4 protein-coding genes and 1 pseudogene are annotated in these 15,123 nt (G+C 47.1%); 2 read left to right on the top strand and 3 right to left on the bottom strand.

Annotation, left to right across the window (positions count from 1 at the left end):
• Positions 1–137 precede the first annotated feature (137 nt).
• A complete protein-coding gene (gene metH / locus ACJJIC_RS11885; RefSeq protein ID WP_445356995.1) occupies positions 138–3,833 on the top strand; it encodes a methionine synthase in 3,696 nt (1,231 codons plus the stop codon).
• 10 nt (positions 3,834–3,843) lie between these two features.
• Positions 3,844–4,065 carry a DUF2970 domain-containing protein gene (locus tag ACJJIC_RS11880; protein ID WP_252085595.1) on the top strand — a complete coding sequence of 74 codons (222 nt, stop codon included), beginning with the start codon at positions 3,844–3,846 and terminating at the stop codon, positions 4,063–4,065.
• Between the two features lie 991 nt (positions 4,066–5,056).
• On the opposite strand, the pseudogene tnpA reads toward ACJJIC_RS11880, so the two are convergent.
• From tnpA to ACJJIC_RS11865, 3 genes and pseudogenes are all read right to left on the bottom strand, one after another.
• Positions 5,057–5,385 (bottom strand): annotated as a pseudogene (gene tnpA, locus ACJJIC_RS11875) (IS200/IS605 family transposase).
• A 281-nt stretch (positions 5,386–5,666) separates the two neighbouring features.
• The gene (locus ACJJIC_RS11870) at positions 5,667–5,987 is read right to left on the bottom strand and encodes a hypothetical protein (protein ID WP_445356994.1); all 321 of its coding nucleotides are present in this window, start codon (positions 5,985–5,987) and stop codon (positions 5,667–5,669) included.
• A gap of 12 nt (positions 5,988–5,999) precedes the next feature.
• Entirely contained in the window at positions 6,000–15,020 is a 9,021-nt protein-coding gene (locus ACJJIC_RS11865; RefSeq protein ID WP_445359689.1) for an RHS repeat-associated core domain-containing protein, read from the bottom strand.
• Positions 15,021–15,123: the final 103 nt, after the last annotated feature.

Here is a 15,123-nt window from a genome sequence, read left to right as displayed (position 1 = left end):
GAAATTGCACGCCGTTAGTAAAAATTTACCGGTTATTGTGTCGTGGTATTTTTTGTCCATCAATTTAGCCCCTGTTGGCAAGTATCCGTGTGCTAAGATTGATGCCTTTCCCGCCATAGACAATTAAGGATTGGTCAATGTCTGCGCTTTCCCGCAATCAACGCCTGGAGCAACTCAAAGCCGCGCTCGCTCAGCGCATCCTGATTCTCGACGGCGCTATGGGAACCATGATTCAGCGGGAAAAGTTGCAGGAAGAAGATTACCGCGGCGCCCGCTTTGCTGACTTCCATAAGGATCTGAAAGGTAATAACGACCTTTTAAGCATTACTCGTCCCTACCTGATCGAACAAATCCACCGGCAATACCTGGAAGCTGGCGCCGACATTATCGAGACCAATACTTTTAATGCGACTGAGCTGTCCCAGTCTGATTACGACATGGAACATCTTGTAGTAGAGCTGAACCGAACCTCTGCAGAAGTGGCCCGGCGCGCGGCGGATGCTCTTTCCACACCCGAGCGCCCCCGCTGGGTGGCCGGGGTGATTGGTCCCACCTCTCGCACCGCCAGTATTTCCCCAGATGTCAACGACCCGGGTGCGCGCAATGTGACTTTCAATGAGCTGGTACACAATTATGTGGAAGCCGGCCGCGCCCTAATAGAGGGCGGCAGTGACCTGATCCTGATTGAAACCATCTTCGACACGCTCAATGCCAAGGCGGCCATTTACGCCATGCAGCAGCTGTTTGAGGAGCTGGGCTTCGAGTTGCCGATTATGATCTCCGGCACCATCACTGACGCCTCCGGCCGCACCCTCTCCGGCCAGACCACTGAGGCCTTTTATTACTCCATCGCCCACGCCAAGCCGATTTCCGTTGGTCTTAACTGTGCCCTAGGGGCCACTGAGCTGCGCCCTTATGTGGAGGCCCTATCCGGTGCCTGTGCCACTTATGTTTCCGCGCACCCCAATGCCGGCCTGCCCAATGAGTTTGGCGAATACGACGAAACCCCGGAGCAAACCGCGGCGATTGTGGCGGAGTTTGCCCGCAGTGGCTTTATCAATATTCTCGGTGGTTGCTGCGGCACCACGCCAGAACACATCCGCGCCATTGCAGAGGCGGTATCCGATATCCCTCCGCGCCAGTTGCCCGAGATCAAACCGGCTTTACGCCTTTCCGGTTTGGAGCCTTTTGTGGCCGACGAAAGCGCCCTCTTCGTCAATGTGGGCGAGCGCTGTAATGTGACCGGCTCCGCCCGTTTCAAGCGACTGATTCTGGAAGAGGATTACGATACCGCCCTGCAGGTCGCCGCCGCACAGGTGGAAGATGGCGCGCAGGTGATTGATTTCAATATGGATGAGGCGATGCTCGATGCACACGCCGCCATGCGCCGTTTTCTCAACCTGGCCGCCACCGAGCCCGACATCGCTAAGGTGCCCTTTATGGTGGACTCCTCCAAATGGGAGGTGATCGAGGCCGGACTGCAGTGTATTCAGGGTAAACCCATCGTGAACTCCATCAGCCTCAAGGAAGGCAAAGAGGAGTTTATTGAGAAGGCGCAACTGTGCCTGCGCTATGGTGCCGCCGTAGTGGTGATGGCCTTTGATGAGCAGGGTCAGGCGGATACCTTTGAGCGCAAAATCGAAATCTGTAAGCGCAGTTATGAAGTATTGGTAGAGGAAGTCGGTTTCGATCCCACCGATATTATTTTCGATCCCAATATTTTCGCTGTCGCCACTGGCATTGAAGAGCACAACAACTACGCGGTGGACTTTATTGAGGCCTGCCGTTGGATTCGTGAGAACCTACCCGGTGCCCAAATCAGCGGTGGTGTCTCCAACGTTTCCTTCTCTTTCCGCGGCAACAACCCGGTGCGCGAGGCGATTCACTCGGTATTCCTATTCCACGCCATCAAGGCCGGCCTGAATATGGGCATCGTCAACGCCGGTCAGCTCGCGGTTTATGACGAGCTGCCTGAAGAACTGCGGGAAAAGGTGGAAGACGTCATTCTCAATCGCAATGACGAAGCCACCGAAGCCCTGTTGGATATCGCCCCCAAATATATGGGTGAAGGCGGCGGCACTGCGCGCAAGGAAGACCTCAGCTGGCGTGAGCTGCCGGTCAAAGAACGTCTGGCGCACTCCTTAGTAAAAGGAATCAACAACTATATCGAGGCAGACACCGAAGAGGCCCGCGCCAATAGCAGCCGCCCCCTGGATGTGATCGAAGGTCCGCTGATGGACGGTATGAATATCGTTGGCGACCTATTTGGCGAGGGCAAGATGTTCCTGCCCCAGGTGGTGAAATCGGCACGGGTGATGAAGCAGGCCGTCGCCTATTTACAACCGTTTATCGAAGCGGAAAAAACCGAGGACAGCCGGCCCAACGGCCGTATCCTTATGGCCACGGTAAAAGGCGATGTGCACGATATCGGCAAGAATATCGTCGGGGTGGTGCTGGCCTGTAACAATTACGAGGTAATCGACCTCGGCGTGATGGTGGCCGCAGAAACTATTCTGCAAACCGCCCGGGAAAAGAATTGTGACATTATCGGTCTATCCGGTTTAATCACCCCCTCCCTTGATGAGATGGTGCATGTCGCCGCAGAAATGGAACGCCAGAAGTTCGATATCCCCCTGCTGATTGGCGGTGCCACTACTTCCAAGGCACACACCGCAGTGAAAATTGATCCCCAATTCAATCGCAATCAGGTAGTGTATGTGGCCGATGCCTCGCGCGCTGTGGGGGTGGCCAGCAGCTTGATTTCCGATGAACTGCGCCCCGCCTTTGTTGAAAAGGTTCGCGCGGAATATGAAAAGGTGCGCACCCGCACCGCAAATAGAAAGCGCAACGACACCCGGCTGACCTATGCGGAAGCCCGAGATAACGCCCCTGAATTCGACTGGCAAAATTACCAACCCGTACAACCCAAAAAATTGGGAATTACCGTTATCGAAGATTTTCCCCTGGAAAACCTCCTCGATACGCTTGATTGGACACCCTTCTTTTTATCCTGGGATCTGGCGGGCAAGTATCCGGCTATCCTCAAGGATGAAGTGGTCGGCGAGGCTGCCAGCGATCTCTACCACAATGCCCAGCGCCTGCTGAAAGAGATGATTGCCAAAAAGCAGCTGCGCGCCCGCGCTGTGTTCGGTTTGTGGCCCGCCAATAGCATCGGCGACGATATCATCGTGTACAAAGATGAAGCGCGCAGTGATGAACTGGCGCGTTTACATCATATTCGCCAACAGGTACAAAAGATGGGCGGCGATGGTCTGTGCCGTTCACTGGCAGATTTTGTCGCTCCTCTGGATTCCGGCTATATCGATTATGTCGGCGGCTTCGCAGTTACCACTGGCATTGGCGCCGACGAGCTGGCACAGAGCTACGAAGCCAAGCACGATGACTATAACGCAATTATGGTGAAGGCCCTGGCGGACCGGCTGGCAGAATCTTTTGCTGAAACCCTGCACCGCCAGGTACGCAAGGAATACTGGGGCTATGCGGCGGACGAAGAGTTGAGCAATGAGCAGCTGATCAAAGAAGCCTATCAGGGTATCCGCCCGGCGCCCGGCTATCCCGCCTGCCCGGACCACTCAGAAAAGGCGACTTTGTTCAGTTTATTGAACGCAGAAGAAAATGCCGGGGTCAGCCTGACCGAGCATTTCGCCATGATGCCAGCGGCCGCAGTCAGCGGCTGGTACTTCGCCCACCCACAGGCCAAATACTTTAATGTCGGTAAAATCGGTAGGGACCAGCTGCAAAGCCTGGCCAAGCGCAAAGGAATTAATGAACAGGAACTGGAGCGCTGGCTGCGCCCAAATCTCGAAGAGTGAGGATCCCCCCATGCAGGAAAATAATAAGAAACGAGCAAGGAAGCCCGGACTAGGCCAGATTGTACTAAGCACTTTGGCAGGGGCCATTGGAGTTCAGAGCAACAAGAACCGAGAGAAGGACTTTCAAAGCGGTAGCATGATGCACTTTGTTGTCGCAGGAATTGTCTTCACCATTTTGTTTGTCTTAACCCTGATACTGATCGTAAAGACCGTACTGGGCAATATGGGCTAAAACTCTCCCCAGCTAGAATTCTCTCATCATAAGCGGGCTCCTCGCCCGCTTGATTACAAAAATTACTGAATAAATAGATTTCAGCCCTAGCAGATAGCCCCAGGGAAGATATTGCTGTGGGTCATAAAGGGAGATTTATGGAGAAGTACCCGGTACGGCTCGGCTCCGGGTCGGGACATCAAATGGTTCAGCGGGTAGCAACCCAGAAAATACAGGTTGCAACAAAGATAGCGACCAGAGCTACAGCGGCGATGGCATCTGCGAAATTGTCTTCTTCCGGGGTAACAGCTACTTCTTCCTTCATCGAATTTCTCCGATTACACATTATTGTTATTCAAAGTAGGTGAGCCGCAGGCAGCGGCATAACAAGTAGAGCAAATTGAGTCTGCAGTTGCAAGGTAGCCCGAGGTTAGATCGTAGATCTGTTCATTTATAGGGAAAGGGTCTGCCTTATCCAGCATTTAATGACCGATATTACTGCGATTGCAATTTGGGGGATTACAGGCTCCCACGCAGAGGGCGCTAACTATATTCGCCAACGCACCGGCAATTTCCATACTAAATCGAAAATCATCTAAATCGGAAATGCTACGCATACCCTATTTATAAATAAAATTTTGGGGAACCCATATCAGGCCTCCAATATATATAAATATATCACGCAGATTAACTTGACCCACCCAGGGAGTATAACTAAAGCCTGAGCCAAAATACTCATAGCTACCAGTACTGGTTTTTAGAAGATATTTCCGATTAGCCCTTTGGTGGCAAGCTAGATGCCGGCATGAGCAAAACAACCTCCTCATATATGATCTTGGCATCAGATTCAAGCAAAATCGAACATAGATAAAAGAATTCTCTCAAAATCAGCAACCACCCACATAGCGGGTGGTATGGTGAAAGCCCCCAAAGGGGGCTAGTTACAATCCCGCCAGCTGCATCTGCTCTTAACGACGCTCTTCAGTATCTTAATTCTTGATTTACTCTCGAATTATCTGCCCATCAAGCCCACTGTACTAACGCAGTATCCCCGGACCCAAAAGTGTCTTCCTGTAAAGTTTCTCTGTACATGCTTGTACTTCCGAAATATCTGGAACGCAGATTTTCCTTTCAAAACCCAACCGTATTAGAATACACTCAATTTCTGAGGAATAATTAACAATATATGAATGTGATCCCTCATTGCGCACCCCTCGACCAACTCAATACCCTTGCATAAGTCTCGAAATATCGCTCCCACCTCCGTCTCAACGCTCCAAATAATACTTTCTTTCTGTACTTAAGTACAAATACCACGTGGTACCTGCAATCATACTTCACGTGAGCTTTGAATTGTCAATCTCGCACATGACCTCCTTTATAGAACTTGCCGTTTCATGGAGGCCATATTTTTCATTCTGCGCTCCGAAACGGCAGAGCCCTGTCAAGCCTCACCGCCAGAGGCAATACCTTACCTATGCATTAATTAATATAAAAGAGCTCTGAGATAATTGCTCTGCCGTGAAAAAAATTAATTTTTATCACGACGTTATTTCAACTCTATTAAAATTTAACAGGACGCCATCCTGTATATTCCAATAGATTTTCGTCAAATAAAGAAACTACAACTCTATGCATTCAGATTCATTTTTACCGCGAGAAAAATAGCAAACCTTCAAAACTTTACCATCATCTGCACGATTAATTAAAAAACCCACCTCCTCACCTCTCTCGTAATATTGCTCAAGAACGGCTACCCCTTTCTCATTAATGATTTCATACTTTCCATGAGGAACATTGATTCCATCTACATTTATAAAGCAAATTTTATATATATTTCCACCTGCAGGATAATTATCGCATTTAACTTCACCGACATCCCCTGCACCAGCCGCAAATGAGCCAAAAGAAATAAAAAATACAATGCCGCATATCATTTTCATGGCTCTACAACCCTATTCTGACCTCTCATCTATTACACGCATAACATCCATCTTTCTTAAGTCATGATAGGACTTCAAGATTTCATAAAGATCACCATGGATCGGTTGAACCTGGAATGAAGTCATAATTTTAGAGGTAGTCGTTAAAGACTGTCCAGGCATCCTTTCAATACCTTTCACTTGACCAAAACACCCTAGGGAATCACTTCCAACCTCTATGTTTGGTACGCCACAAGCATTCACGTTTCGCAAATTCGGTAAAGTAAGGCTTTCGGCTTGATCAACAGAAAAAGTCCCAATATCAGTTATTGTTGTTTTTGAACCCTTAAATGTGACAGTACATCTATATTCACACAGTTTGACCGTCTCCCCTTTATACTCAAAACGTTTACCGCCCCCAGTGGCATAGCAACTGGCTACTAAATTTCCATCAGATGGGCTTGCACAACTGCCATCCTCTCCTTTTCCTTCGCTTCTATGAGACTCCTCATTAAAAGCCCGAGCAAAAGCAGCTGTTATAGCTCCATTGGCAAACTTCCCTCCGGATACAACTGAAGTGGTTCCTCCCAAGAGAGCTGCGACAACAACCCTAGCAGTACTAAAGCCAGTATTTCCGGCATCAATCAAGTCGACAGCCCCTGAGAATGCTTGAGCCACACCTGCTGCAGCAAATCCATGCTTAAACTTTCCTCCCTGAGCCTCAGACAAAAGGCCGCCTGCCACTGAGTGAGCAAAGACTTTTGCAGCATAACCATAGCCGTTCAGACCAGTGCCCATTACTCCTTTCCCAACAACGCCCTGAGTTGCCCATTTCGCTCCTTGAAAAGCATTACCAATCCCCATAAATGCCACTGCACTGAAAGCACCAAAAAAAGCACCTTTAACTGTACCGCTTTGTACTGCTCCAGCGGCAGCGCCGCCGGCAGCGGCCCACCCAGCCGCAGCCGCAGTCTGACCAGCCTGTAACGCTGCAAGAGACTGTCCTCCAGTGTAAATAGCAATCACTACCGCGACCACCGGCTTTACTACAGAGTCTCTCCACTTATTCCAAGAACTATACCCAGAAGGATCCGTATAAGTCAGCGGATTATTGTGCACATAGGCATAACGGTTGTAGCCCTGGACCGAAGTAATACCATCAATGATCGGATCCGCTGTTAAGAAGCGTGACAGATTGGGATCGTACACCCGACCATTCATATGAATAAGGCCCACCTCATCCATCATTTCATGACCTGTGTAACCACGGTTACTACTTAAATGATTAAAAGCACCAACGTTTAAAGTCTTAACCGTATTCGAGGGGCCAGAACCAATACGCTCCCAGTTCAACGGGTTGCGGCGTTTGCCCCAGGCATCAAAGCTGTATAGCAACTTGTTACCTGCAGCATCTTCTGCAACCTGCCCCTTACTATCAGTAATGACATCCAGGGAGCCCTGTAGGTCTTTGTGCAAATACTGAGTGCTAGTACCGGCAATTTCATCCGACGCATTTAGTTGTATTCGCTCAACAGCAACCCCCGCAATATTGCGGCGATAGAAGCTCTTTATATGGGCACCGGAGGTACTGCGCTCAATCACTTTCTCGACGCTGCCGATCTGCAAGGTAGTCACAGTACCTTTGCCATTGTCGTCCACACGCTTGAAGCGACTACGGTCGGGACCATAATAAAGACGGGTTTTATGACTATCTTTGGTGAGTAAACTTGGCTTATCAAATACCGTATATTCCCTTATGCGGTTATTTGAACCTCGCACCATGTTGCCATTTTCATCGTATTCATAACTAAGGCCTCCAGCTTTTGTCACAGCATGAGGTCGAGCACTATCGTAACTATAGTTTCCAACCCCACTTTTAAATCTGATGTTTCCGGCATCGTTGTAACGCACTTCCTGTACGCTAGCTTCGCTACCACCACTATAGAGCCGTGCATAGCGCAGGCGGTTCAGGCCATCGTACTCAAAACTTTCCTGTAGATCCTTGCTGTAACTACCATCACCACTGAGATCGGTTTTAGACAAAAGGTTGCCAATGGCACTCCAGTCATAATGCAGATTCTGCACTTGACCTACCCCAGGATTAATATCTGTGAGGATACTGGTGAGGCGATAGTGCTGTGGGTGATACTCATAAGTGGTTGTGAGGCCATTACCCAATAATACTTCTTCTACCTGTCCACGCAGGTTCATGCGCTTCACGCGGTAGTAGTAACCCTGCCCGGCAAGAGCCTTCACATCCCGCACACCCACCTTATACCCATAGCTGTTATAAACAGTTTCCATGCCATATAGGTAATTTTGTTGGCGAGCTACCTGCTGATTACTGGCGTCAAAGCTACGCTTGACACGGCTGTATTTGTCATAAGTGACCTTCTCATAAAAATCCCCTTCGCCATCAAGTACACCCAGCACCGTCGTAGTTTCACCCAGGCGACCGTAAATATCGTAGTGCATTAGCTTAAGGAAGCTAATGTCCTCCATATTTGTATTGCAGCTACCGCTAATAACTACGGAAGCTTGGGCTACGGCCACCAGTTTGCCATCGAATCGGTATTTGGAATTACAACCAGGATCCTGGTCGTAGTACCAACGGCTAAAGTTCTGTAGCTTGCCTGTTTGGCTACTGGAATTGAAACTAGTGTAATCGGCTCGAGTCACCATACGGCCAAGGGCATCATAGGTCATGGTGGTACCCTGCCCCTTGGCATCTTTCTGCCAAGCCAACTCGCCAAAACCGTTATAGCCGTAGGTCCATGTGCCCTTATCCGGATCTACCAAGCGTTTCTTACGACCCAGATTATCGTATTCAATACTGGTTACTGAAGTTTCGCCGCCTCCGCTATTCAATACACGAACATGTCGGAGGTTGCCATCAGCAAAATATTCATACTTAAGTTTTCCTCCGATGTTATCAGTGACTTGGGCCAGCTCACCGAGCACATTTTTCTGGGTAACCTTAGTTTGCTGTGCACAATTTTTAGTAGTTTCTCTCAGACCATTGTAGGTAATGGTGCTATCACATTGGCCACTGGGTGCATCCACTTTGGTGGTGCGTCCTAGAATATCGTAGGAGTAAGAGGTCCAACGCGGAGAACTCCCGCTTTTATAGGGATCGGAAATCTTTTTAACACGGGACTGCACATCGTACTGGGTATCTACAAATACAGATTTACCATGAAAGTCCTGAGTTTGTTTGCGGATCTCCCGGCCCAGACGATCGTGGTACATTACCGTTTTTGTTTTATCAATACCGGTAGTAGTCACCTTAAAATGCGCCGGTACACCAGCGACCGTAGGGCAGCCACCGCTGTCAGCGCAGAGTGTACTCAGGGTCGTGCTATGACTACCTGTCTCATGATGCTCAAAGTAGCGAGTACCAAATTGAGAGTAGGCATAATTGGTAGCCACCCCACTAATATCAAATACTTTACCTGGTTGGCCAAAGGCATCCATTCCCAAATACTGCTCTACCGTTTGACTAAGCGCATTAGTCTTACTGGTCGGAAAGCGCCCATAGCTGTCATAACCCGTATGGCTAGTACGGCTTTCACCAAGCGCATCGGTCACAGTAGCTGCAATACGATTACCAAAGCGATCGTGTTCGTAACGGGTGTGCAATTCTTCTGCGCTACCTTTGGCTACCCATTCATCAGTTAAAAGGCCGGTCTGGGCGTCATAACCAAAATGTACAGTGCGCTTGATCTGTGGTGCAGCCAAGCTACCTTGCCTCTGAGTAGTGACGCTGCTCTCACTCAGTCGCGCCAAATGCCAACGGCTGCTGCTAACCACATTATTATATTTGTTACTTGTGGTTTTGCTCTGAACAAGGTTATTTGAAGCATCATAATTTTTAACCACCACAGAGCTGACATTGCCATACTTGATATCAACATCAGCCGTGTAATTAGTGGTAGTCACCACCTTGCCCAGATAATGTCCATCCAAGCTATAGGACTTATCCTGCGCTTGGCTGATATAGGGCATTACTGTTTTACCGGATACCGGCTCAACCGATTTAAGCGTATTAATAGAACAGCTAATCAGCTTAAGGCTGGATTCACTACAGGAAGCCGGAGTTTTGATATTGCTGGCATTGGGCTCTATTACCTTAGCCGTTTGTGAAGGCATCCCTATGTAAGGGTAGTCTTGGCGATACCGGGTTGTTATCTTCACCTTGTTTTGAGGGTCATAAGTGGTAACCGACTCAAAACCGAGGAAACCGCGCCCACCACTCTGCATACGCGCACCTGCATAGTGGTAATGAGCCTCTACAGTATTGTTATTGTCATTCGCCGCCGGCGCATCAGAAATCACTTTTTTCACCACGTACATCGGTGAATACAAGTCAAAAACGGGTGAACCGCGTCCATAATTTAGCTTGAAGGAGCCCTTCTTGCGATTATAAATATTAGCACTGTCGTCATTTAGGCGTGCATATTGAATTTCTGTTCTAACGCCGAAACCATTCTCAACAGATTCAAGAATATCAACTGGTTTATTACCATGCTTAGGTTTGAGGATACGAACATACTTATCTGTAAAACCAGAACCACTAAAGAACCCTGAGCGGGTGCGCATATCATCGCAGTGGTTTTCTTTTTCATCACGATTAGCACACTTCTCAACGATTTCAGGGCGGCCATCTCCAGTCACATCCATAATATAGTGACTGTGGTCACTCTTATCTACGCCAAGTATTAACCCAGTCTTGACTCCTGTACCAAAGCCATTTGATTTATTGGGGAGCACATATAAATACTGGTATTCGTTATTTATTTTATCGTTAGCATTCGGGTAAAGAATGTCGACCAGACCATCCATATCCCAGTCATATAACTGAATATTATCATCTACGATGGCTGGTAGAGCTTTTGTGGTTATAAATCTAACCCCATTAAAGTGATAAACACTCCAGGCACTTTTATTGCTGACCCTAAAGAGTAAATCAGGTAAGCCATCACCATTGAGATCACTCACCATGTGCTCAGTGGACCCTCCACTATTAAATATTTGCCTTGAAAAGACAGCAGAATGCCCACCATTAACATTGGACATCAACACAACAAAATGATAATCGGTCTTTGAAGTAATATCATTATAACAATCGATAGATGGCTCGGTACAACGCCAGTTAGTTGACACAATCGCAGTTAAGTCTGCAATTCCGTCACCATTGAAATCAGCCACGATATCTTTATCGCGCACATTCACATTAGTTCGATTTATATATAAGCCAGTTCTTCCCCCAGGCGGGGTAGAACTGGGAAGAGACAAACTTCTTACTACTTCACTATTTTTGAATGATAACTTGCCGGAGCTGCTGCGCTGCAGCTCCCTGATTTTAAGGTTAGGTGATTGGCTCCTGAAATGATCAGCGTTACCCCCAGTAAAATAGATATAGTCGGGCAAACCATCTGCATTAAAATCATGCATTTTACCCAACTGACCTTTTTGGAAAGTAATTGCTGTAGGAGTATCAGTTACACTAAACCCAGATCCATTAGAGTAATTGACTTCCCAATATGTAGAACTGTCGGAAATTGGCGCATGCAGTAAATCATCTTTACCATCGTTGTTGTAGTCTAAGAGGTGCCATTCCTCACGCTCATTGGAACGAATTCGCATTTGCCCGGGCTGAATGGCAAGCGACCCTTGCTTAGTGCCTAAAGCAACTCGAATATAGCGTTTTCCATGACTACCGTCGTAGCGAATAAATACAAAGTCTGTAAGTCCATCACCATTTACATCGCCATATTTACCACCTTCAAAGCCAGAGTGAAAAATATTGGGATTCGCAAGCCCTTTAACAAGACCAGCACCATCAGACTTTGAATAGGTAAATACCGTTGGTTTACGACAATTACTCTTTACACATTCCTCTACTTCTTCGAGCAATAATCGACCTGTCCCACTCTTTTTATAGGAAAACTTATAGCGCCGTATTTCCTCGGACTCTGCCGTAGAGATGATTGAGGTCAATCGTCTCGTCGAAGCGGACTTTTGTCCAAAACGATAGCCATAGCGTTTATCTGAACGATTAGTATCGTAGTTAAACTCTATTCGGTTAACGAGAATATCATTACTTCCACCCGAATAATCTATGTACTCAATGAGGTGTTCACCAACATTACTATCTTTAAGATAGGAGTATTCAATTCGATTGCCGACACTGTCTGCTTGCTTGTTGATATACCAAGCATTGGTACTCTGAGAATCATCTGTTAGGCCATAGTAAGAAATGGACCCATCCTTACGATAGACCTCAAAGCCTTTTTTACTACCGACGCCGGTCGATACCACCTTGACCCTAAGAAAAGAATCCAGGGATGTTCTATATTGAGTGCCAATACCACCGTATTGGCCAGATGAGACTAATTTTAGGCGCAGACCATCGAGACAGAATCGATCAAACTGGCTGCCATTCACTCCATCTTCTTCATAAGATTTTCTACAAGCGGTTATTGCTGAGAGCCCACTAATGCCCCAACCAATACCCAGTGGACCATGCCCCCCAGAACTACTATAGCTAACACTAACACTGGGCACACTACTGCCCGATGAGGGGCCAACTGGAATCGGTAGGCTATAGGTGGCCGCACCAGACTCACTGACACGAAACTCTCCAGGCACAATACCTACACGATCTGAGGCCAATACCGCGGGATCAGTATTCGCTAGGGCAGTAGCCTTGTGTGGTGGTGTATCTACGGAAACAGGAGGAGATGAAAGCTCTACCTGCACAACTTCTGTTACTGCTGCAGCAGAGCAACTAGAAAAACTAGAAACCTGATTACAAGCACGGATTTTATAAGCAAAGAATCCACCATCAAGACTAAAAGACTTAGACAGATTATCCAGGTTTGTATGTTTGATTACTGTAGAGTTATTCCAAGAAATAGTTCCATCCACGGAAGTGGCTGTACCTGAAAAAATTTCATAACGAACCAAGTTGCCACTGCTACTTCCCCAATTCAGGTCAACACTTCCCGTTCGGGAGAAAAGCGGAGATAAATTTAAACCACTAGGTTTACCCGGCTTTTTAGCCACAATAACAGACTTAGAGTTACCCGTTCCCGAACACCCCCTCAAGTTACAAGCTACAAGATGATATTTATAAACACCATCATTCCGCTTCAATTGTGTACCTGTAACCTTGGATGGAGAAGTGGAACTAGTAGAAACAGTTTTTAAAAATTTACCGCCTTCATAAATTTTGTACTGATATACAAACTCATTGGAGCGATCACTCCAATTCAAACTTATACTACCGTTAGAGCTATTGGCTATAGAGTCCAAAACGGGGGCAGACGGAAGAGGCTGATTCCAAACAGTAATGCCTGCTGTAGCGCTCCAACTAGCGCTGCAACCTGAAGAGTTACAGTTTTTACTACGGAACTCCCAGCTTCCATCTGTTAAACCTGTAGCAGTAAAATCCACTGCTCCAGCTGTGCTGTAAGAGCTATCAGAGGGCCAAGCAGTGCCTTTTTTTCGCTTCTGCCAACGTACGGAGCTGATCGGCCCAGTACTATTGGATTTTAAACTGGCATTACCATTGTAAGATTTATTATTTTTTATCGAGAGAGTAGCCTTATTGGGAACAATGACTATCGTAGCTGAAACTGATGCATAACCTGCAAAATCAGGCTCCGGGCAGTTAGGAAAGCTACCTAATAAACACGTTTGGCATGAATATCGATAGCTGTAGGTCCCACTAGCACTCAAAGTCTCAGAAAATATTGACCCAGAACTAAATTTAGCACTACTTACAGTAACATTATCTCGCTTTAACTCACAACGCTCGGCCCTTGGCCAATCAGTGTTAAAAACTAAAGTTACCTTTCCAGACTTGGATACTGATTGCAATGCAATGTTGGGTAACTTTAGATTAATTGTCTTTTTGCTTGTCCATCCACTACAGGACTCAACCTTATTATATGTTTTACATGCCCTCACACGATAGGAATAACTACCGTTTTTTGTTTTAGTGATTGTTTTACTTATTCCTGTTTGGCTCCAGCTCCCTGTAGCATCACCCGTCTGTTCAACTTTATACCTTGAGGCGCCAGATACCGAGTCCCAGCTGATCTTGTAAACCCCGTTAGAATCATTACCGGGAACAACAAGATTCTTAGGAACACCTGGAGCCCGGGAAACAGTGACATTTGATGAAGTTTTATACGAGCTTATCAAACTCCCTTGAATCACGGCAACCCGATAGCTATAGATACCGGTTCCCCTACCTGTTAGCGTCTTTTTAGTTAGATTTCCCTTATATACTTCGACCCATGAGCCGCTGTTTTTCTTCTCTTGCAGTATATATTTTGACGCACCAGAACCCGCATTCCACGAGATTGCAACACTCCCATTTGTACTTTTAGAGGGGACAGTAACCGAGCTTGGTGTTCTAGCAACGGTTATTGCCTGAGAGTACACATAGCTGCTACACGCTGTAAAGCATGCTTGCACTCTATATTCATATTTACCCGTTGATCGACCAGCCAATGTCTTTGAAAGACCCCCACCGGAGTAAATATCACTCCAGGCTCCACCGTTCTTTCGCTCCCACAATATGTACTTATCTGGAGTTTTTGATGCTTTACCCCAACTAACCTTAAACCCCCCAGTTTTGCTAGTTTTAGGTAAAGTAACAGCGCCTGGTCCAGCAATACTTACCTTGACCGTATGGCTACCTCTTTTAGAGAAAAAACCCGGTTCATAGCAGTGCCCATTGCGACCCCATTGTAGACATTCATTCCCAGCCCACAAATCAAAACGATAAGTTCCAGTTCCCAAATTATATGTCTTCGTTCCTCCGCTAGGACTTACGCTATAGGTTCGATAAAGCGAACCACTCTTATAAATTCTAAACTCAGCCTTTGAGGCAAGAGAAACCTTAGAGAAAGTAAGCTTGACAGTTCCCGTGGAACTATTGGTTGTTCCGGATATGACTCCGGCCAAGGCAAGACCAGAGAAAGAAAAGTAAAAAAATACAAATGTAAAAATGCTAAAAATAGCCTTCCAATCCCTGGACACTCTGAACTCCGATGTAATTAACCACGAGGCTTCCACCTCAAAAACAGGTCGCGGAGTCTATCGTATAAGCTTTTCAAAGGGAAATTTTGCGCCTTACTAAAAT

It is taken from the genome of Microbulbifer mixtoriginis (SeqCode) (genome assembly GCF_052468275.1).
Note: the sequence above shows the minus strand (reverse complement) of the source record. Positions and strands in the feature narration are given on the sequence as shown.

Coding starts and splice junctions, on each gene's coding strand:
- ACJJIC_RS11880 (WP_252085595.1), top strand. CDS start 3,844: ATGCAGGAAAATAATAAGAAACGAGCAAGGAAGCCCGGACTAGGCCAG.
- ACJJIC_RS11870 (WP_445356994.1), bottom strand. CDS start 5,987: ATGAAAATGATATGCGGCATTGTATTTTTTATTTCTTTTGGCTCATTT.
- metH (WP_445356995.1), top strand. CDS start 138: ATGTCTGCGCTTTCCCGCAATCAACGCCTGGAGCAACTCAAAGCCGCG.